Origin of the sequence: Acidovorax sp. FJL06 (assembly GCF_003852545.1) — a bacterium.
Taxonomy (GTDB): domain Bacteria; phylum Pseudomonadota; class Gammaproteobacteria; order Burkholderiales; family Burkholderiaceae_C; genus Acidovorax.
Map to the genome: position 1 here is coordinate 51,774 of NZ_QAJR01000030.1, position 18,476 is coordinate 70,249.

Annotated in this window: 18 protein-coding genes; 1 reads left to right on the plus strand and 17 read right to left on the minus strand. The window is 68.4% G+C overall.

From position 1 onward, the window contains the following. Window positions 1-30: 30 nt before the first annotated feature. The 16 genes from DBV10_RS17225 to DBV10_RS17300 all read right to left on the minus strand — a co-directional run bounded on the left by DBV10_RS17225 (window position 31) and on the right by DBV10_RS17300 (window position 15,273). The gene (locus DBV10_RS17225; protein ID WP_124514822.1) at window positions 31-1,914 is read right to left on the minus strand and encodes a nitric oxide reductase activation protein NorD; all 1,884 of its coding nucleotides are present in this window, start codon (window positions 1,912-1,914) and stop codon (window positions 31-33) included. Between the two features lies 1 nt (window position 1,915). Beyond that, entirely contained in the window at window positions 1,916-2,935 is a 1,020-nt protein-coding gene (locus DBV10_RS17230; RefSeq protein WP_124514823.1) for a 4Fe-4S binding protein, read from the minus strand. A gap of 9 nt (window positions 2,936-2,944) precedes the next feature. After that, window positions 2,945-3,754 carry a CbbQ/NirQ/NorQ/GpvN family protein gene (locus tag DBV10_RS17235; RefSeq protein ID WP_124514824.1) on the minus strand — a complete coding sequence of 270 codons (810 nt, stop codon included), beginning with the start codon at window positions 3,752-3,754 and terminating at the stop codon, window positions 2,945-2,947. A gap of 25 nt (window positions 3,755-3,779) precedes the next feature. Continuing rightward, window positions 3,780-5,231, minus strand: a complete 1,452-nt coding sequence (locus tag DBV10_RS17240) for a cbb3-type cytochrome c oxidase subunit I (RefSeq protein ID WP_124514825.1) — start codon at window positions 5,229-5,231, stop codon at window positions 3,780-3,782. 16 nt (window positions 5,232-5,247) lie between these two features. Next, entirely contained in the window at window positions 5,248-5,682 is a 435-nt protein-coding gene (locus DBV10_RS17245; protein WP_124514826.1) for a cytochrome c, read from the minus strand. Between the two features lie 188 nt (window positions 5,683-5,870). Next, the gene (locus DBV10_RS17250; RefSeq protein WP_124514827.1) at window positions 5,871-6,137 is read right to left on the minus strand and encodes a cytochrome C oxidase subunit IV family protein; all 267 of its coding nucleotides are present in this window, start codon (window positions 6,135-6,137) and stop codon (window positions 5,871-5,873) included. A 5-nt stretch (window positions 6,138-6,142) separates the two neighbouring features. After that, on the minus strand, window positions 6,143-6,742 hold the full coding sequence (locus tag DBV10_RS17255; protein ID WP_124514828.1) for a cytochrome c oxidase subunit 3 family protein: 600 nt from the start codon (window positions 6,740-6,742) through the stop codon (window positions 6,143-6,145). A gap of 14 nt (window positions 6,743-6,756) precedes the next feature. Further along, a complete protein-coding gene (locus tag DBV10_RS17260; RefSeq protein ID WP_199740157.1) occupies window positions 6,757-8,394 on the minus strand; it encodes a nitrite reductase in 1,638 nt (545 codons plus the stop codon). Next, window positions 8,387-9,616, minus strand: coding sequence for a heme d1 biosynthesis radical SAM protein NirJ (gene nirJ / locus DBV10_RS17265; RefSeq protein ID WP_124514829.1), 1,230 nt, complete (start codon window positions 9,614-9,616; stop codon window positions 8,387-8,389). Before nirJ ends, DBV10_RS17260 begins: the two co-directional genes overlap by 8 nt. Then, a complete protein-coding gene (locus tag DBV10_RS17270) occupies window positions 9,603-10,100 on the minus strand; it encodes an AsnC family transcriptional regulator (RefSeq protein ID WP_124514830.1) in 498 nt (165 codons plus the stop codon). The genes nirJ and DBV10_RS17270 overlap by 14 nt, the downstream gene beginning before the upstream one ends. Then, window positions 10,090-10,569 (minus strand): Lrp/AsnC family transcriptional regulator, encoded by a 480-nt coding sequence (locus DBV10_RS17275; RefSeq protein ID WP_124514831.1) that lies wholly within the window; start codon window positions 10,567-10,569, stop codon window positions 10,090-10,092. The genes DBV10_RS17270 and DBV10_RS17275 overlap by 11 nt, the downstream gene beginning before the upstream one ends. Further along, window positions 10,562-11,551: an Lrp/AsnC family transcriptional regulator gene (locus DBV10_RS17280; protein ID WP_124514832.1), complete on the minus strand. Its 990-nt coding sequence runs from the start codon at window positions 11,549-11,551 to the stop codon at window positions 10,562-10,564. The genes DBV10_RS17275 and DBV10_RS17280 overlap by 8 nt, the downstream gene beginning before the upstream one ends. A 1-nt stretch (window position 11,552) precedes the next feature. Beyond that, window positions 11,553-12,746 carry a cytochrome D1 domain-containing protein gene (locus DBV10_RS17285; RefSeq protein ID WP_124514918.1) on the minus strand — a complete coding sequence of 398 codons (1,194 nt, stop codon included), beginning with the start codon at window positions 12,744-12,746 and terminating at the stop codon, window positions 11,553-11,555. Window positions 12,747-12,826: 80 nt separating this feature from the next. Next, window positions 12,827-13,174, minus strand: a complete 348-nt coding sequence (locus DBV10_RS17290; RefSeq protein ID WP_124514833.1) for a cytochrome c — start codon at window positions 13,172-13,174, stop codon at window positions 12,827-12,829. A 19-nt stretch (window positions 13,175-13,193) separates the two neighbouring features. Further along, window positions 13,194-13,520, minus strand: coding sequence for a c-type cytochrome (locus DBV10_RS17295; RefSeq protein ID WP_124514834.1), 327 nt, complete (start codon window positions 13,518-13,520; stop codon window positions 13,194-13,196). A gap of 25 nt (window positions 13,521-13,545) precedes the next feature. Further along, the gene (locus DBV10_RS17300) at window positions 13,546-15,273 is read right to left on the minus strand and encodes a cytochrome D1 domain-containing protein (protein ID WP_370451193.1); all 1,728 of its coding nucleotides are present in this window, start codon (window positions 15,271-15,273) and stop codon (window positions 13,546-13,548) included. Between the two features lie 204 nt (window positions 15,274-15,477). On the opposite strand from DBV10_RS17300, the gene cobA reads away from it, so the two are divergent. Further along, entirely contained in the window at window positions 15,478-16,296 is an 819-nt protein-coding gene (cobA, locus tag DBV10_RS17305; RefSeq protein WP_124514836.1) for a uroporphyrinogen-III C-methyltransferase, read from the plus strand. Between the two features lie 73 nt (window positions 16,297-16,369). Here the strand turns inward: cobA and DBV10_RS17310 are convergent, their stop codons facing one another. Then, the gene (locus DBV10_RS17310; protein WP_124514837.1) at window positions 16,370-18,400 is read right to left on the minus strand and encodes a U32 family peptidase; all 2,031 of its coding nucleotides are present in this window, start codon (window positions 18,398-18,400) and stop codon (window positions 16,370-16,372) included. Window positions 18,401-18,476 lie beyond the last annotated feature (76 nt).

Genomic DNA, 18,476 nt, shown 5'->3' on the forward strand with positions numbered 1-18,476 from the left:
TCCAGCGTCAAAGGTGCATGCTGCACCGCGTCAAATTTGCTGGCGCGTGATCTGGCTGTAGACCGCTGCCAGCCGCTGTGCCAGGTCGCGCGGGCGGTGCACCAGTGCGTAGCCCTGCTGGCCGAAGAGGTAGGGCAGGTAGTCGTGCCCCGCATCGTCAATCGTCACGGCGAAAGGCGTGAGCCCCTGGGCACGGGCCTGCTGCACCGCGTGGCGGGTGTCCTCCAGCCCGTAGCGGCCTTCGTACACGTCCAGGTCGTTGGGTTTGCCATCGGTCAGCAGCAGCAGCAGGCGCTGGCGCTCGGGCCGTGCGGCCAGCTGCGCCGTGGCGTGGCGGATGGCGGCGCCCATGCGCGTGTAGTAGCCGGGCTTGATGGCCGCGATGCGTGCGCGCGCCAGGGGGCCCCAGGCATCGTCGAATCCCTTGAGGTGCTGGATGCGCACGTTCTGGCGCCGCACCGAGCTGAAGCCCAGCATCTCGAAGGTGTCGCCCCCGGCGGCCAGGGCCTCGCCGAACACATACAGCGCATCGCGGATCACGTCGATGACGCGCATGGGCTGGCCCGCGCCGCCCACATGGGCGTCGGTGGAGAGCGACAGGTCGGCCAGCAGCAGCGTGGCCAGGCTGCGCTCGGCGCGCACACGGCGCTGCCACACGGCAGGCGACTCGCTGCGCCAGGCGGCACCGTCGGTGGCATGGCGCACCCAGGCGTCCACGTCCAGTTCGTCGCCATCGGGCTGGGCATGGGCGCGCAGCGGTGCGGCGCGCAGCACCTCCAGGCGGCGGCGCACCTGGCGGGCGGTGGTGCGCAGCCGGGCGTCGGGGGCAAAGGGCGGGGCTTCGCGCGCCACCATGCGCTGCACGGCGCAGTGGGCGGGGCGCAGCAGCCGGGCCTTCCAGTCCCACTCGGGCTGGTGTTCGCCGGGGCCCAGGGCGATGTCGTCGGCGCTGGCGCTGGGCAGATCCAGGTCAAAACGCACGCGCGACGCCAGGCGGCGCGCATTGCCCGCGTCCTCGGCGATGGCCAGCACATCCATGTCGCGCGCGGCATCCAGGGCGTTGCCGTCATCGCTGTCGTCGTCGGCGCGCTGCACCTTGGTGAATTCGCCCCAGGAGAGGATGGATTCGGCGCGGAAGAACAGCATCAGCGGCGCGGCGTGGCGCTCATCGCGCACCCGCTCGGCCCTGCGGCGCGTGCGGTCGTCGGGGCCGGGCGCGGTGACGCCGTGGCCTTCGGGGGGCTCGGGGGGCTCTGCAGGGCGGCGGGGGGCTGCCGCCAGGGTCTGGCCGTTGTCCAGCCACAGCCAGACCGGTGCGGTGGTGCTGGAGGGCAGGGCCGGCAGGGGCAAGCCCGGCGCGGGGCCGTCCAGCTCGCCGCGCAGTGCGCGCTGCACCCAGGCCTCTGCCTCGGCGGCAGGGCCACGCAGGCGGTGCAGCGGTGGGCGCTGGGCCAGCTGCGCGTGCCGCAGCCGGTCGTGGGTGGCGGCCAGGCCCGGAAACGCGGCGCGGGCTGCTTGCTCCGCCGCCAGGTTGTGGGCCAGCCAGCCGGGCTGCGCGGGTTGGGCGGTATGCCACTGCGAGCCCAGGGCCGCCAGCCACAGGTACAGGTCGCGGTTGAGCGCGCGATCGGCAAAAACGGCCAGCGTGGCGGGCAGGGCCAACACGTCGTTCTGGTATTCGGGCAGCGCGGCGCGTGTGCCGGCGCCTGCAGCGCGCTGCAGCCAGCCGCGCGGGCCGCCCACGGTGCGGTCAGCGGCCGGGGCAATGCGCATGGCAGCGGGGCCGCCCCCGCAGCGGAACAGCAGGCCCAGCGGCTTGCGCACTTCTTCGAGCGTGACGGCGGCTTCGGGGTGGCCGCCGGCGGCCCAGTGGGTAATCAGGCGGTGCCATTGCTGGCCGATCCATTCTTCCATGTCAGTGCTCCATGGCGTTGCCTGCGGCGCGCGAAGTGGGGGCCGAGGGGGTTTCACGTGGCCGTGCACGCAAGGACTCGCGCAGTGCATCCACACCAATGCTCCATTGCAGCAGGGGCGCACGCTGCTGGGCAGACTGCGAGTGTTCGCAGGCCTGCACGCACAGCCCACACTGCACACACGAGAACTTGCGCCGCTTGAACTGGCGGGGCGGCAGGTGCATGGGGCAGGCGCGGTCGCAGGCGTTGCCATGGGGCTCGTCGCAACTGCGGCACTGCGAAGGGTGGGCGGCCTGCAGGCCGGAAGGGGCCGCAGGGGCGGCGGAGGCGGTCGGCAGGCGCCCGGCATCGCGCGCGAAGCCCACCACGCGCCCGCGCGGGTTGGCCATCCACACCAGGCTCTGGAACAGGCCCACCGCGCAGCCAAACCGGCAGAACAGGTGGCGCGCGAACAGGAATTCGGCCGTGAACACGGCCGTGCCTGCCACCAGGAAGCGCACCTGGCCCGGGGTGGAGGTGCCGTGCAGCAAACGGCCCCACACATCGGCGGGGGGCAGCAGGTAGGTCAGCAGCGTGATGGCCCAGGCAAAACCCATCAGCAGGCACAGCAGCACAAACACGGGCCACCAGCGCCGGTCGGGCGTGAGGCCGCGTTGGGGCGTGGGCTTGGGGTCCCACAGCGACAGGCGGCCGCAGGCTTTTTGCAGCGTGTGGTTGAGCAGCTCCACCAGAGAAAAGTGCGGGCACAGCCAGCCGCAGTACAGGCGCCCATAGCGCCAGGCCACGGCCAGAAATCCCCCCACGATGAGGAGCGCTGGCAGCAGTGCGCGCAGCAGCAGGCGCCAGGCCATCTCGCCGGGGCCAATCAGCCCCTGGCGGAAGGTGTCGATCCCCAGGCTCCAGCGCTGGCCCAGCACCCAGAGCTGCACTTCCGTGAGGTCAAAGCGCAGCAGGTTCAGCGCCGGGGCGCACAGGAACAGCGCGAAGAACGCAATCTGGCAGGCGCGGCGCTGGCGTTGCATGGCGAGGCATCACCCCAGCAGGGCGCGCAGCACCTCGTCCAGCGCAGACGCCGTGTCGGCGTCGTCGGTGAGCGCGTCCACGATGGCCGCACGGCAGGCGGTGGCCAGTGGTACACCCGAGACGGCCAGGCGCGCCGCCATCACCAGCAGGCGGGTGCTGGCCACTTCCTCCAGGTCGTGGTCGGTAATCTGGCGCAGGGCCGTGCCCAGGCGCACCAGCGTGGCCGCCAGTTCGGCGCTGGCACCGGCTTCGGTGCGCAGGACGGCCTCTTCGACCGCCGGGGCGGGGTAGCCCAGGTTCAGCGCCACAAAGCGCTGGCGTGTGCTGGGCTTGAGGCTCTTGAGCAGGCTCTGGTAGCCGGGGTTGTAGGAGATGACGAGCATGAACTCCGGCGGCGCGGCCAGCAGCTCGCCCGTGCGCTCGATGGGCAGCACCCGCCGGTCATCGGCCAGCGGGTGCAGCACCACGGTGGTGTCCTTGCGCGCTTCCACCACCTCGTCCAGGTAGCAGATCGCGCCCTGGCGCACGGCGCGCGCCAGGGGGCCATCGGCCCACACCGTGCCGCTGATGCCCAGCAGGTGCCGGCCCACCAGGTCGGCGGCCGACAGGTCGTCATGGCAGCTCACGGTGATGAGCGGCCGCCCCAGGCGCGCCGCCATGTGCTCCACGAAGCGGGTTTTGCCGCAGCCCGTGGGGCCCTTGATGAGCAGCGGCAGGCGCTGGCGCCAGGCATGCTCGAACAGGGCGGATTCGCCACCTTGTTCTGCATAGAAGGGCAGGGCCGGGGGGGCGAGGTGTTGCAGTTCGCTGTGGTCCATGGGGGCCTTTGCCGGTGGGTGGGGGTCAGGCTGGGTTCAGCGACCGGGCTGGCAGAACGCCGTTCTTGGCGCCCTTGCCGCCCGTGTCCTCGGTCACCGGGTCGCCGCCGATGAAGAAGCTCGTGAAGAACAGCAACAGGCCCAGCAGGAAGACCACGCCACCGGCGATGCGCACCCAGTAGAAGATGGTGAGCTGGTCTTGCGTGGCCATGAAGCCCATGGCGTTGGTCAGGGGCATGCGTTGCAGCCATACCTGCAGGATGCCTGCGCCCGTGAGGGCCAGCACCATGGTGGCCATGCCGATGGTCATGATCCAGAAGCTCCACATCTCGGCAGCCTGGGCCTTCTTGCTGTTGGCGATGCGACCGCGCAGCGTGGGCATGGCGTAGCTGATGAGCGTGATGACCACCAGCACGTAGGCGCCGTAGAAGGCCAGGTGCCCGTGGGCGGCCGTGATCTGCGAGCCATGGGTGTAGTAGTTCACGGCCGAGAGCGTGTGGATGAAGCCCCACAGGCCTGCGCCCAGGAAGCCCAGAACGGCCGTGCCCACGGCCCACAGCACGGCGGCCTGGTTGGGGTGTTCGCGGCGGCGGCGCTGCACCATGTTGAAGGCGAACACCGTCATCATGAAGAAGGGAATGGGCTCCAGCGCGCTGAAGATGCTGCCGATCCAGTGCCAGTAGCCAGGCAGGCCGATGAAGTAGAAGTGGTGGCCCGTGCCCAGGATGCCGGTCATCAGCGCGAAGGCGATGATCACGTACAGCCACTTGTCAATGACCTCACGGTCCACGCCCGTCGTCTTGACCAGCACGTAGGCCAGCAGCGCGCCCAGGATCAGCTCCCACACGCCCTCCACCCACAGGTGGACCACGAACCACCAGTACATCTTGTCGCGCACCAGGTTGTGCGGGTTCACGAAGCTGAACAGGAACATCAGCGCCAGGCCCCACAGGCCCATCAGCAGCACGAGGCTGATGGCGGTCTTGCGGCCTTTGAGCACCGTCATGCTGATGTTGTAGAGAAAGCCCAGGGCCACGACCACGATGCCCACCTTGGTCGGCAGGGGCTGTTCCAGGAACTCGCGGCCCATGGTCTGCAGCAGGTCGTTGCCCGTCAGTTCCGCCAGCTTGGCGTAGGGCACGGTGAGGTAGCCCACGATGGTGAGCGCGCCCGCCACGAGGAAGATCCAGAACAGCACCTTGGCCAGCAGCGGCGAGTGCAGCTCGGTCTCGGCCTCCTCGGGCACCATGTAGTAGGCCGCGCCCATGAAGCCGAAGAGCAGCCACACGATCAGCAGGTTGGTGTGCACCATCCGCGCCACGTTGAACGGGATGTAGGGGAAGAACAGGTCGCCCACCACGTACTGCAGGCCGAGCGTGATGCCAAAGATGATCTGGCCGGCGAACAGCGCCATGGCGGCGATGAAGTAGAGCTTCGAGACCGATTGGCTCTGGTATTTGAGTGTGGAGATATGCATGGTGTGGTTCCCTCTCTCAACCTTCGATGTTGGGTGGCCAGTTTTCGGTGTTGATCTCGCCGGTCCACTTGAGGAACTCGACCAGGTCGTTGAGCTGCTGGTCGGTCAGGTTGAACTGCGGCATCTGGCGGCGGTGGGCCACGCCGGTGGGCTGCGCCTGCATCCACACCTTGATGAAGTCGCCGCCCCGGCGCTTGTAGACATTGCCCAGCTCGGGCGCGAAGTACGCGCCTTCGCCCAGCAGGGTGTGGCAGCCGATGCAGTTGCGCGTCTCCCAGATCTTCTTGCCCGCCACGACGGCCGGGGTGATGGCCTGGGCGTTGGACCGCTCGGGAATGCGGCGCTCGCTATCGAACACGATGGCGGCGAACAGCAGGGCAAAAAACACCGTGCCCCCGTAAAACATGTTGCGGGCCATCTGCTTGGTGAAACCGCTGTGTGACTGGCTCATTCGTAAGCCCTCCTTCGAACTTGAGGGCCTTATCCTCCCAATTTGCTCGACTTTTTTCCTTGAACGGGTTCAAGGAAAGCGCCTCTGCCTGGTGAAGGGGGTTGTCTGCGGGTTGTGGTTGAAATAGGCCGCTACCGCCCGCCAGGTAAGCGCTATAAGCTACTCTATTGATAGCAAGTGTGGCGAGCCTAGCGTGGCCACACCGTGGCCACCAGAAGGATGAGCGTGGTCAGCCCCAGCCAGCCCAGCAGCAGGCGCTGCCACAGGGCGGGTGCGTGGCGCAGCTCCATGTAGTCCCGCACGATGAGCACCCCCTTGCCCGCTGCCAGGGCCAGCACCACGCAGGCTAGCGGGGTGCCGGGGGTGGCACCCGGGTGCTCGCCCAGCCACCAGGTGGTGGCGGTGGCGGCCAGCAGGGCCAGCCAGATCCAGTCGATGCGGTCAGGGCGTTTCATGGTGTTCAGCGCAGCACGTAGACCAGGGGGAAAAGCAGCATCCACAGCAGGTCCACCATGTGCCAGAACACCGCGCCAGTCTCCAGCGCATGGCAATTGCCGGGGCCATAGGCGCCGTGCCGTGTGGGCCGCCACAGCACCGCAAAGAGGATGCAGCCCACGGCGGCGTGCAGGAAGTGAAAGCCCGTGAGCATCACGTACAGCAGGTAGAAGCTGTTCTCGGCCACGTTGATGCCTTCGTTCCACTTGTGCACGTACTCCACCGTCTTGAGCACCAGAAAGCCGCAGCCGCTGGTCAATGCGCCCAGCAGCCAGCGCGCGCCGGTGCGGGACTGGTCTGCCCGCACGGCGTGCACGCTGCGGGCCACGCACCAGCTCGCCGACACCAGCAGCACCGTGTTGATGGCGCCGCTGGACAGGTCGAGCGTGGCCTGCCCGGCGGCAAACAGCGCACGCTCGCGCACCCGGGTCACCGCAAAGGACGCAAACAGGATGCCGAAGGTGAGCAGCTCGGCCAGCACCAGCAGCCACACCACCAGGTCGCCCACCAGGCGCTGCTGCGCCGGGGCGGGCCCGGGCAGGGCCGCCGTGGCATCGCTGGGCATAGCCGTGCCGGTTGTCAATGCGAGGTGCCTTCCGAGCGCGTGATCTTGTTCCACACGTTGTATTTGCCCACGGGCTTGCTCATGGGCAGGCGCTTGACCTCTTTCAAGGTCGTGGCGTCATACACGATGAGTGCGCCGTCCATCTCCCACACGCTGGCCAGGGCGTACTTGCCGTCCTTGGTGAACTCGATGTGCGCCAGGGTCTTGCCCGGCTCGCGCACCGTGGCCACGGGTTGGAGCGTGGCCTTGTCGATGAGGGTCATGGTGTCCTTGGCGGAGCGGCTCATCATCGAGTCGGTCCAGGCGTAGCGCGTCTTCTCGTGGCTGCGCATGAAGAAGCCGGGGCCCGGGGTCGGGATGGTGGCCACCGGCTTCCAGGTCTGCATGTCGATCACGTCGATGGCGCCGCCCTGGAGGTTGGGCGAGGCCAGCACCGTGGTGCCGTTCCAGGCGAACGTGATGCCCGAGCCCAGGTGGGGCATGCCTGCGATGGGCAGGTCGGCGATCTTGCGGCGCACGTCCAGGTTCACCACCTGGGCGGTGGCTGCGCCGTTGCCACTTTGGGTCCCGGATGCAGAAGCGTCCTTGGGGCGCGTTGCGCCCAGCACATGGCGGTAGCTCTGGTCGAAAAAGAAGTCGTCCAGCGGCTCGTCCAGCGGGGTGCGGCGCACGCCCAGGTAGCCGGGCGTGGCGATGGCCTCGCCCATCTTGTAGTCGTGCACCAGGCCGTCGTGGATGGGGGCGGCCTGGGGGTCATAGGAGATCTCCCAGATCTCGGGGATGTCCTTTAGCGCCACCACGAAGCTGTGGCGCGGCGCGGCGTCGTACACGGCCGACACGCGCGAGCTGGCCTTGCCGTCCAGCGTGCCTGCGCTGTACGTGCGCACCAGCTGCAGGTCGCTGTCGAACAGGGCCAGCGTGTGGGGCAAATAGTTGGCGGCCATGACCCAGCGGCCATCGGCGCTCACAGCCACGTTGCGCATGTTCAGCCCGGCGCGCACCTCGGCCACCACGGCGAGGCGCCACAGGTCGTACTTGGTGATCCAGCCGTCGCGCGAGCCGAAGTACACATAGCGCCCGTCGGGCGAAAACTTGGGGCCGCCGTGCAGCGCATAGCGGCTGGCGAAGCGGGTGATGACCTCGAAGCGGTCGCCATCGACCAGGCTCACGTGGTGGTCGCCGCCTTCCACCACCACAAACAGGTTCATGGGGTCGGCCTGCCACAGCGGCGCGGCTGGTTCGTTCGCGGGCGCGGGGTGGAACTCGCGTGAGGCGCGGATGTCGCCCTCTGCCCAGCGGGGTGCCGGCACCACCGGCGTGCGGATGAAGGCCGCGAGGGCCTGGGCTTCGGCGGCCGACAGCGTGCCGCCAAAGGCCGGCATCTGCGTGGCCGCGCGGCCCTGGGTGATGACCTGCAGCGTCTCGGCGGCGGGCAGGCGGCCAAGGCTTTCGGGCAGCAGGGCCGGGCCCATGCCGCCGGTGCGCTGGGCACCGTGGCAGCTGGCGCAATGGGTGCCGTAGAGCGTGGCGGCCGGGATGCCCTGGGCAGCAGCGAGGTCGTAGCCCATCCAGCACAGCCCCACAACGAGGGCCGCGCGGGCGGCATCGGCCAGGCGCGCGCGCCAGCGGAAAGCGGTGGGGGCGTCAGGCATGGATCTGCTCCCGGATGGGGATGGTGACGCGCTGGCGTTGGCCCTGTGCCGTGGTGCCCAGGGGCGGCTGCAGGCCGATCTCGTCGTCTTCGAGGTAGCAGCCAGGGTCTTCGGCCCAGGCGTTGCCGGTGAGCTGCTGGGCACGCACGCGCGTGTTGCCGCCACACAGCGCCAGGTAGCGGCATTGCGCGCAGCGGCCCTGTACGGGGCGCGGCTGCTGCTTGAGGCCCGCCATCAGCGGGTCGGAGGTATCGCTCCAGATGGCCGAGAACGGGCGCTTGCGCACGTCGCCCAGCGTGTGGTGCCACCACATGGTGTCGGGGTGCACATGGCCCAGGTTGTCGATGTTGGCCACGTTCAGGCCGCTGGCGTTGCCGCCCCAGGCGGCCAGGCGCTGCGCCAGTTGGGGCGCCCAGCGCGGCAGGCGCGCTTGCGCCCACTGCAGCAGGAAGGGGCCATCGGCATCGTTGTTGCCGGTCACATACTCCTCGGCCAGGCCATTCCGTGCGGCGTGCCAGGCCCGGTCGAACAGCAGCGTGAGCGCATCGCGCGTGGCCTGGAACTGGGCGTCCTTGCCCCGGTGGATGTTGCCGCGCCCGGCGTAGTTCAGGTGCGAGAAATAGAACTTGTCGACCTGCTCTGCGCGCATCAGGGCCAGCAGCGCGGGCAGGTCGTGCGCATTCATCGCGGTCATGGTGAAGCGCATGCCCACCTTCACGCCGCGTTCGCGCAGCAGCTTCAGCGCGTTCAGGCTCAGGTCGAACGCGCCCTGCATGCGCCGAAAGCGGTCATGGGTGTCGCGCAGCCCGTCGAGGCTGATGCCCACGTAGTCAAAACCCATGGCGGCGATGCGGTCGGCCATGGGGGCGTCGATCAGCGTGCCATTGGTGGACAGGCCGGTGTAGAACCCCAGGTCCCGCGCGCGGGCGGCGATGTCGAACAGGTCCGGGCGCATCAGCGGCTCGCCACCCGAGAGGATGAGCACGGGCACGCCATAGGCGCGCAGGTCGTCCATCACACCGAACACCTCGTCGCGCGAGAGTTCACCTGCGTAGTCGTGGTCGGCCGACAGCGCGTAGCAGTGCTTGCAGGTGAGGTTGCAGCGGCGGATCAGGTTCCAGATCACCACCGGGCCTTTCGGCTGGCGGTCACGGGTGGCGGGGTAGCTGCCAGCCGCCTCGGCGGCGGCCAGCTCGCGCATGTATTGGCTAATCCTGAACATCGTGGGTTCCTTTCAGGCGCAGGCCCGTCTTCTTGAGAATGGCCGTGGAATAGAGAATGTCGCGGGCGCGGCAGGCGGGGCCCAGCAGCGCGGCCACCACGTCGGCCTGGCGCTCGACCTCATCGCGCGTGCGGCCGTGCAGCATGGCGAACAGGTTGTAGGGCCAGTCGGGCCCGTGGCGGGTGCGGCGGTAGCAGTGGCTCACACCATTGAGCCGGGCGATCTGGGTGGCCAGTGCATCCACCTGGCGGTCGTCCACGTCCCACACGCTCATGCCGTTGGCGGTAAAGCCCAGGCGGTAGTGGTTGGGCACGGCGCCGATGCGGCGCACCAGGCCCTCGTCCAGCATGGAGGCAAGGCGCTCGCGCACTTGCTCGCCGCTCACGCCCAGCATGGCACCCACGGCCTCGTAGGGGCGGGCCACCAGCGGCAGGCCACCCTGCACGGCGGCGATGAGGGCGCGGTCGAAGGCATCAAGCGCCATGGCGGGCTCCTTCTGGCGGGATGAGGGGCAGGCGCAGCTCGACGCGGTATTCGTGCTCCTTGGGGAACTGGAACACCGGCAGGCCGGTCGCGTGCTCGATGCGGCGGGCAGCATCGGCCACGGCGCCTGCAGATTCCCCGGCCAGCACGAACCACATGTTGAGCGACGGGTGGTCGCGCCGGTAGTTGTGGGCCACTTCGGGCAGCGCGTTCACCAGCGCCGTGACTTCGTCAAAGCGCTCTTCGGGAACGGCCAGCGCTGCCAGCATGAACTGCCCGCCCGCGCGCTCAATCTGGAACAGGGGGCCAAAGCGCGTGAGCACGCCGCTGGCCAGCAACTGGCGCAGGCATTCGATGACATGGTCCTCGCTCCAGCCCAGGGCTGCGCCCACGGCAGCGAAGGGGCGGTCCACCACGGGAAAGCCGCCGTGCAGGTAGTCCACGAGGCGAAGCTGGTCCGGCCTAAGCATGGGGGGCCTCCTGGAGGGCTGCAAACCGGCGCGGGCCGCGCTGGGTGAAGCGCCGCAGGGAGAACAGGGTTTCGCGGCGCAGGTGTGCAATGCCGGCCTGCTGCGCGGCCTGCTCTATCAATGCCTGCACTTCGGTGCGCTCTTGCCCGTGCACCATGCAATACAGGTTGTAGGGCCAGTGTTCCGAGCGCTCGCGTTGGTAGGCAAGGGTGATGCCGGGCTGCCGGGCGAGCAGGGCGCCACAGGCATCCACCTGCTCGTCGGCCACATCAAACACCGTCATCGCGTTGGCGGTGTAGCCCACCTCGTGGTGGCGCACGACCATGCCAAAGCGGCTCAAGATGCCTTGTGCCAGCCAGCGGTGCAGGGTCTCCAGCACGGTGGCGGGGCTCCATCCCAGGTGCTCCGCCCAGGCGTCGTAGGGCCGCGCGACCAGCGGCAGGCCCTGCTCGGCCAATGCCGCCAGTCCCGCTTCGTGGGCGGGCACGGGCGTGGAGGCTGCCTGCGTAGCGCCTCCCGCAGCGGCGGCGGTGGCACTGAGGTCGAAGCCCAGGTCGATGCGGTAGGGGCGCACCATGGGCAGCCGCAGCACGCGAAGCCCGGTGTCCTGTTCAATGCGGCAGAGCACCTGCTCCAGGGCTGCCGGGTCTGTGGCGGTAGCAACAAACCACAGGTTGAGCGGGTTTTCGCGTTCGTAGTTGTGGTTGACGCCCGGGTGGCTGGATACCAGGGCCGCGACGGCCTCCAGCCGCGCATGGGGCACGGCCATGGCGGCCAGCAGGCCCGCGCCGCCTGCGCCCGGCGCAAACACGGCGCCGATGCGGCCCAGCACCCCCGCGTCCTTCAGTCGCTGGCAATGGGCGATGACCGCGTTGGCGGGGCGGCCCAGGGCGTGCCCCAGCACATCGAACGGTGCCAGGCAGAGCGGGAAATCGCGTTGCCAGGTGTTGAGCAGCGGCAGGTCGCTGGTGTGTGCACCCATGCTAGAAACCCATGCGCTGGGCGCGCGCCGTGAAGAAGATGCCGCTGGGCGCCTGGGCGGCCAGCGATGCCTGGGTGGCCAGCGTGGCGGTGTCCACCACCTGCACCTTGTCGTCGTCGCGGCAGCTGATCCACACCGACTCGCCGCGTGGCGTGAACTCCATGTGCATCACGGCCTTGCCGGGCTGCAGCGTGGCGGCCACGCGCTGGGCCAGGGTGTCGATGACCTGCACGCGGTGGTAGTCGGGCACGGCGAAGTTCACCCATACCTGGCGGCCATCGGGCCGCGCCATCACGAACACGGGCTGGCCCGCCACGGGGATGCGGCCCACCTCGGCCCAGGTGGTGGTGTCCACCACCAGCACCTCGTGGCGTCCGATGGCGGGCAGGTAGGCGTGGCGCCCGGCCACGGCCCAGCCACGCAGGTGGGGCATCTTGAAGACGGGCAGGGGCTCCTGCCCCCGGCCGTAGCCGGCGAGGATGCGCTGTGCTGTGGGCGCCTCGGCCCAGGTGTCCACCAGGGCCAGGCCGTCCTCGCCAAACAGGCCGGCGATGTAGTGCCGGCCATCGGGGGTGATCAGTGCGTCATAGGGCTGGCGGCCGATGCCGTCGATGCGGGTCACGCGCGGCCGCGCGGGGTCGGTGCAGTCGGCAATGCAGATGGCGTTGGCATCGAACAGGCTGTAGATGAAGCGCCGCCCCGGCAGGTCGGCCAGGCCCACCACGCGCGAGCGCTGGCCGTCGGCAGTGAGGGCCGGGATGTCGGCCCGCAGCGTGAGCCTTTCGGCGTCAAACACCTTGACGCCGCCGGGCGAGTAGTTCTGTGCGGCCACCAGCGTGCCGTCGGCGCTGATGGCGCCGCCAATGGAGTTGCCCGCCTGCTGCTCGCGGGCAGTGATGCGCTGGGTGAGCAGGTCGATGCGCGTGAGCGCCCCATCCCGGCCGAACACATAGGCGTGGCGGCCGTCGCGCGAGAACACCACCGAGGCGTGCGACAGGTCGCCCAGCCCGGTCACGCGGGTGAGCACGGCGCGCTGGCTGGTGTTGACGATGAGGACGGCGCCCGTGGCGCGCTCGATGACGACCCCGAGGTCGCCCGTGCCCATCAGCGGGGGCGGGGGTGCCAGGGGCGTAGCGCAGCCGCTGGCCAGCAGGGGCAGGGCAGCAAGGCCGGAGAGCAGCGAGCGCCGTTGCATCGCCAGGCCACCCCAGGATGAAAAGCCTGCCGATTCGGGGGGCAGTGACCCCACGGAGTGGGGCGCGTGGAGGGCGTTTTTCATGGCTTGGATGGAGGCGATGGAGGGAAGCCGCCAAGCAGTTGCCCGGCGATCCACAGTGCTTCGGTCTCGGTGACAAAGGCGCGCCACGGCGGCATGGGGGTGCCGGGGCGGCCGTGAAAAATGGTGGCGGCCATGGACTCCACAGGCTTGTCCGCCAGGGCCGCAGGGGTAAGGGGCGGGCCGAGCCCGCCCGTGAGGTGCATGCCGTGGCACGAGCCGCAGTCTTGCCGCACCATGCGCACCAGCTCGCGCTGGCGTTCTGGTGTGCCCGGCACCTGCGCTGCCGCCCCGGCGCAGGCCAGGGCGCACAGCAGCAGTGCGGCGGGGCGGGTGAAGGCCGGCATGGCGGGCTCGCGGTGCTGCTCAGGATTTCAGGATGAACTCGATCGCGGCCTTGAGGTCGGCGTCGTCGATCTTGTCCGGCCCGTTGGGCGACATCGGGATGGGGCCAAAGGCCCCCGAACCGCCCTTGCGCACCTTGTCGGTGAGCTGCGCGATCACGTCCTTGCCCTTGTACTTGGCCGCGATGTCCTTGAACGAGGGCCCGACGAGCTTCTTGTCCTTGGAGTGGCAGGCCATGCAGCCCGCCTTGTTCATGGCCTCTTCCGGCCCGGCCGCGCTGGCGGCGCCACTGGCCAGCGCCAGGGCCGCCGCCACGGCCAGGGGCCATGCAATGCGGAGGTTCTTCATGATGTGCTCCTGTTGGTTGTTGGGGTCAGTACACGTCGTGCTGGGTGTTGTAGATGTTGAAGTGGCCCGTGGGCGTGATGAGGCGCGGGTCCTTGATCACGGCCTTGAGCTTGAGCGTCTTGTCGTCCACGATCACCAGCGCGCTTTCCTTGTTCTTGGCGCTCCACACCGAGAACCACACCTCGTCGCCCGCCTTGTTGAACTCGGGTTGCACCACGCGCTTGGCGCCGTCATCCTTCAGCCCGGCCCACTCCGCGACAGGCAGGGTCACGAAGCCCTTGTCCAGGTTCTTGATGTCGTACACCACGATGGATTGCGAGATCTTGGGATCGGGATTCAGCGGCGCATCGGAGTACAGGTGGGTGCTCTTGGGGTGGCTCTTGATGAAGAGCGCGCCGCCACCGGGACCCGTGAGCTTGGCCACTTCCTTGAAGGCGTACTGCTTGTGCTTCTTGGGGTCGGTGCCGATCAGCGAGATGGTGTCGTCGCCCAGGTGGCCGGTGGCCCAGACGGGGCCGAACTTGGGGTGCAGCAGGTTGGCGCCACGGCCGGGGTGGGGGATCTTGCCCACTTCGGTGATGGCGGCCAGCTTGCCTTCCTTGGCGTCGATGGCGGCGATCTTGTTGCTGTTGTTGGCAGCGACCATGAAGTAGCGCTTGCTCGAATCCCAGCCACCGTCATGCAGGAAGGGGGCCGAGCCGATCTCGGTGACCTTGAGCGCGTCGATGTTGGAGTAGTCCACCATCAGCGTCTTGCCGGTTTCCTTCACGTTGACCACGAACTCGGGCTTGAAGTGCGACGCCACGATGGAGGCCACGCGGGGCTCGGGGTGGTATTCCTGCGTGCCCACGACCATGCCCCGGGTGCTGACGATCTTCATCGGTTCCAGCGTGTCACCGTTCATGATGGTGTACTGGGGCGGCCAGTAGCTGCCGGCAATCGCCAGCTTGTCTTCGTAGCCCTTGAACTTGGAGGTGTCCACCGAACGGGCCTCCAGGCCCACGCGCACTTCGGCGACGTTGTCGGGTTTTTCCATCCACAGGTCGATCATGTTGATCTTGGCGTCGCGGCCGATCACGAACAGATAGCGACCCGAAGCCGACGTGCGCGAGATATGCACCGCGTAGCCGGTCTTGACGATGTTGATGATCTTCTTGGTGTCGCCATCGATCAGCGCCACCTCGCCCGTGTCGCGCAGCGTGGTCGAGAAGATGTTCTCGATGTTGTAGTTGTTGAGCTTCTTCTTGGGGCGGTCCTTGGGCTCGACGATGACCTTCCAGGTCTTCTTCATGTCGGCCATGCCGAACTCGGGGGGTGTTGGTGGCTCGTGCTGGATGTAGCGCGCCATCAGGTCCACTTCCTGCTCGCTCATCTCGCCGGAGGTGAGCCAGTTGGGCATGCCTGCGGGAGAGCCGTAGGAGATGAATACCTTGAGGTAGTCGGTGCCCTTGGCGATGGTGAGGTCGGGCGTCAGTGGCTTGCCGGTGGCCCCCTTGCGCAGCACGCCGTGGCAGCCCGCGCAGCGCTCGAAGTAGGTCTGGCGCGCTTTCTCGAACTCGGCCGCTGTCATGGGCGGTGCCTTGGGGTTGGTGCTTTGGTGCATGGGCTCATTCACCAAAGGGGACCCGCCAGCCTGGTAGTTCATTTCGGGTTGCGAGACTCCCTTGCCTGCCTGTGCCATCACCGAGGTGGCCACGGCCATGGCGGCGGCGGCCAGTGCAAGGTGCTGGACGGTTTTGATTGCTTTCATCATCGGTCCTCTGCGTCATGGAGCAGCGATTGGTTTTCGGCAAGGCGCGGCTGCGCTCTGCGGCCCGGCCAACGGCTGTCCTTCGTCTGGTGCGGGCCTGCGTATCGTCCTGCGGGTGGTGCGTGCTGTCCTTGAACTGGTTCAAGGACGCGCGGGCCGGTGTGTCAGAACAATGCATCACCCCACAGACAAACCGAAGGCCCCACGATGAGCTTCATGGACAACCCCCAATGGCTGGAGCCCGCACGTGGCGCGGCCGCCGGTGCCCCGGTGCCCCCCGGGCGCGTGACGCTGCTGGGCGCAGGCCCGGGCGATCCGGACCTTCTGACGGTCAAGGCCGCGCGTGTGTTGCGCGAAGCCAGCCTGGTGCTGTATGACCATTTGGTAGGCGAACAGGTGCTGGACCTGGTGCCCGCCAGCGCAGAGTGCATCTATGTGGGCAAGGAGTCCTCCCGCCACACGCTGCCGCAAGAGGCCATCATCGACCTGATGTGCCGGCTGGCGCGCAGCGGCCGGCCGCTGGTGCGCCTGAAGGGTGGAGATTGCTACGTGTTCGGGCGTGGTGGGGAAGAAGCCCTGGGCCTGGCGCAGGCGGGCATTCCGTTCGAGGTGGTGCCTGGCATCACGGCGGCCCAGGGGGCGGGCGCTTGCGCGGGCATTCCGCTCACGCACCGCGACCATGCCGGCACCCTGGTGCTGGCCACGGGCCATCTGCGCGGCGACAACGACACCGCGCTGGACTGGCCGCTGCTGGCGCGTGCGCGCCAGACCGTGGTGTTCTACATGGGGGTGGCCACGCTGCCCACCATTTGCGCCCAGCTCATGGCCCATGGCATGCCGGCGGACACGCCGGCGGCCATCGTGGAGCGCGCCACGCTGCCTGGGCAGCGCTGTCTCACGGGCACCCTGGCATCGCTGCCCGGGGTGGCTGCCACCGAGGCGGTCCAGGCTCCGGCGCTGGTCATTGTGGGTGGGGTGGTGGCCTTGCAGCCAGCGCTGGCGCGGGGCATGGCCTGCGCAGGCTGAGCCGCAGCGTTGCGCATTATTGCCAAGACCGGCAGCCCAAGCCCGGGCGAGGCAACCCAGCGATGGCTTGCCGTCAGCCCGTGGATGCCGGGGTGGGCGCGGGGCGGGTGCGGTAGAACTCCAGGGGCACGGCCTGCATGTCCTTGGCGTGCTGGTTGAGCACCGACTTCTTCATCTTGCCCACCACATGCATCTCGCAGGGCTTGCAGTCAAAGCGCAGGGTGAGTTTTTCCTTGCCGTTGATGAGCATCAGGGGTTCGGCCTTGATGGTGCCCTGCACGCCCGTCACGCCCTTGGCCTGCTTGGGGCACAGGCTCATCGAAAAGCGCACGCAGTGCTTGGTGATCATGAGGCTGACTTCGCCTTCTTCCTCGTGCGCCTCGTAGGCGGCGTCAATCACCTTCACGCCATGGCGCACGTAGAAGTCGTGTGCCTTGTGGTTGAACACATTGCCCAGGAACGAGAGTGTGTCCTCGGGGTAGGGCGCCGGGGGCTCCACCGGTGTGGCGCGCGGCAGGCGCGCAAAATTGCGGGCGCGCTGGGCCTCCAGGTCGGCCAATGCGTCACGGCGCAGCGCGTTGAGCACCGAGGCGGGCACGAACCAGGGCTCGGAGAGTTGCAGCGCAATGTCGTGCACCGCAAAGATCGTGGCGCCAAAGCGGCCGAGCTGCTCGCGCAGGCTGGCCTCGGCCTTGGCGGAATCGGTGGCGCTCTGGTGGGCGTGCTGTACATCGGCGCAGCCCACGTTGCCGTCTTCGTCGGTCAGCATCAGGCTGAAGCCCGATGGCGTTTCGCTCAGGTGCGCCCACAGGCCGATGCGGCGGTCGCTGGACTTCTTCTCCAGCGTGCGCACCCAGTCCATGTCGCGGTTGCGGTTGACCTCGGTGCCCTTGCGCAGGTCCTTGAAGCCCTCCATGGGGTCTTTGGGGTACACGCGCCATTGGCCCACGCTGCGTGCGGACACGGGCTCGGCCACGTTGATGGCCATGCCCACCAGCTCCTTGTGCAGGTCGTAGTAGCACAGGCCATCGCCGTTGTGCAGCACGGTGGCGGGGTTGCTCACCTCCAGCTCCACAAAGTCGGGGCCCACCTTGGTCACCCAGCCGATGGCCTGGCCCGGGTTCTTGGGGCTGTCGAACGCGCCGATGTCTTCCTTGCGGCCGGTCACGAAGTAGTCGGTGAACTCGCGGTTGAAGTTCTGCAGCGGGTCGGGCGTGAACGTGAAGCGGGTGCTGCCGCTGGACGAGCGCGACAGCGGGCGGCCCGCGCTTTCGCGCTCTTCCAGGATCTCGTCGATGAGCGTGCGGTAGTGGGCCGTGATGTTCTTCACATAGCCCATGTCCTTGTAGCGGCCTTCGATCTTGAAGCTGCGCACGCCCGCGTCGATGAGCGCGCGCAGGTTGTCGCTCTGGTTGTTGTCCTTCATCGAGAGCACGTGTTTGTCGTGCGCGATGAAGCGGCCCTGTGCGTCGGTCACCTGGTAGGGCAGGCGGCAGGCCTGGCTGCAGTCGCCCCGGTTGGCGCTGCGGCCGGTTTGCGCATGGCTGATGTTGCACTGGCCGCTGTAGGCCACACACAGCGCGCCGTGGATGAAGAACTCGATGTTGGCGCGGCCCGGTGCATCCACCGGCCCCAGCGCCTTGTGCACGGCGGCGATCTGCTGCACCGTGAGTTCGCGCGCCAGCACGATCTGCGACAGGCCCGCGTCCTGCAAAAAGCGCGCTTTCTCGGGCGTGCGGATGTCCGTCTGGGTGCTGGCGTGCAGCTGGATGGGCGGCAGGTCGTCCAGGGCGAGCAGGCCCATGTCCTGGATGATGAGCGCATCGGCACCGGCCTCGTACACCTGCCAGGCCATCTGGCGCGCGGCCTCCAGCTCGTCGTCGCGCAGGATGGTGTTCAGGGTGATGAAGATGCGGCTGTTGAAGCGGTGCGCGTGCTGCACCAGGCGCTCGATGTCCCGGATGTCGTTGCCCGCGCTGGCCCGCGCACCAAACGCGGGGCCGCCGATGTAGACGGCGTCGGCGCCGTGGTTGATGGCTTCGATGCCAATGTCGGCATCGCGCGCGGGGGAGAGCAGTTCGAGCTGGTGGGGCAGGAGAGACATGGGGCGTGATTATCCCAGCGCACCCCGGTGCGTGCCTGGGGGAGGGCTGCCCATTAGCGTGGTTAATGCCGGAGCA

Excerpts from the sequence above, each read along its gene's own strand:
- DBV10_RS17225 (WP_124514822.1), bottom strand. The coding sequence starts at position 1,914 with ATGGAAGAATGGATCGGCCAGCAATGGCACCGCCTGATTACCCACTGG.
- DBV10_RS17230 (WP_124514823.1), bottom strand. The coding sequence starts at position 2,935 with ATGCAACGCCAGCGCCGCGCCTGCCAGATTGCGTTCTTCGCGCTGTTC.
- DBV10_RS17235 (WP_124514824.1), bottom strand. The coding sequence starts at position 3,754 with ATGGACCACAGCGAACTGCAACACCTCGCCCCCCCGGCCCTGCCCTTC.
- DBV10_RS17240 (WP_124514825.1), bottom strand. The coding sequence starts at position 5,231 with ATGCATATCTCCACACTCAAATACCAGAGCCAATCGGTCTCGAAGCTC.
- DBV10_RS17245 (WP_124514826.1), bottom strand. The coding sequence starts at position 5,682 with ATGAGCCAGTCACACAGCGGTTTCACCAAGCAGATGGCCCGCAACATG.
- DBV10_RS17250 (WP_124514827.1), bottom strand. The coding sequence starts at position 6,137 with ATGAAACGCCCTGACCGCATCGACTGGATCTGGCTGGCCCTGCTGGCC.
- DBV10_RS17255 (WP_124514828.1), bottom strand. The coding sequence starts at position 6,742 with ATGCCCAGCGATGCCACGGCGGCCCTGCCCGGGCCCGCCCCGGCGCAG.
- DBV10_RS17260 (WP_199740157.1), bottom strand. The coding sequence starts at position 8,394 with ATGCCTGACGCCCCCACCGCTTTCCGCTGGCGCGCGCGCCTGGCCGAT.
- nirJ (WP_124514829.1), bottom strand. The coding sequence starts at position 9,616 with ATGTTCAGGATTAGCCAATACATGCGCGAGCTGGCCGCCGCCGAGGCG.
- DBV10_RS17270 (WP_124514830.1), bottom strand. The coding sequence starts at position 10,100 with ATGGCGCTTGATGCCTTCGACCGCGCCCTCATCGCCGCCGTGCAGGGT.
- DBV10_RS17275 (WP_124514831.1), bottom strand. The coding sequence starts at position 10,569 with ATGCTTAGGCCGGACCAGCTTCGCCTCGTGGACTACCTGCACGGCGGC.
- DBV10_RS17280 (WP_124514832.1), bottom strand. The coding sequence starts at position 11,551 with ATGGGTGCACACACCAGCGACCTGCCGCTGCTCAACACCTGGCAACGC.
- DBV10_RS17285 (WP_124514918.1), bottom strand. The coding sequence starts at position 12,746 with ATGCAACGGCGCTCGCTGCTCTCCGGCCTTGCTGCCCTGCCCCTGCTG.
- DBV10_RS17290 (WP_124514833.1), bottom strand. The coding sequence starts at position 13,174 with ATGCCGGCCTTCACCCGCCCCGCCGCACTGCTGCTGTGCGCCCTGGCC.
- DBV10_RS17295 (WP_124514834.1), bottom strand. The coding sequence starts at position 13,520 with ATGAAGAACCTCCGCATTGCATGGCCCCTGGCCGTGGCGGCGGCCCTG.
- DBV10_RS17300 (WP_370451193.1), bottom strand. The coding sequence starts at position 15,273 with ATGATGAAAGCAATCAAAACCGTCCAGCACCTTGCACTGGCCGCCGCC.
- cobA (WP_124514836.1), top strand. The coding sequence starts at position 15,478 with ATGAGCTTCATGGACAACCCCCAATGGCTGGAGCCCGCACGTGGCGCG.
- DBV10_RS17310 (WP_124514837.1), bottom strand. The coding sequence starts at position 18,400 with ATGTCTCTCCTGCCCCACCAGCTCGAACTGCTCTCCCCCGCGCGCGAT.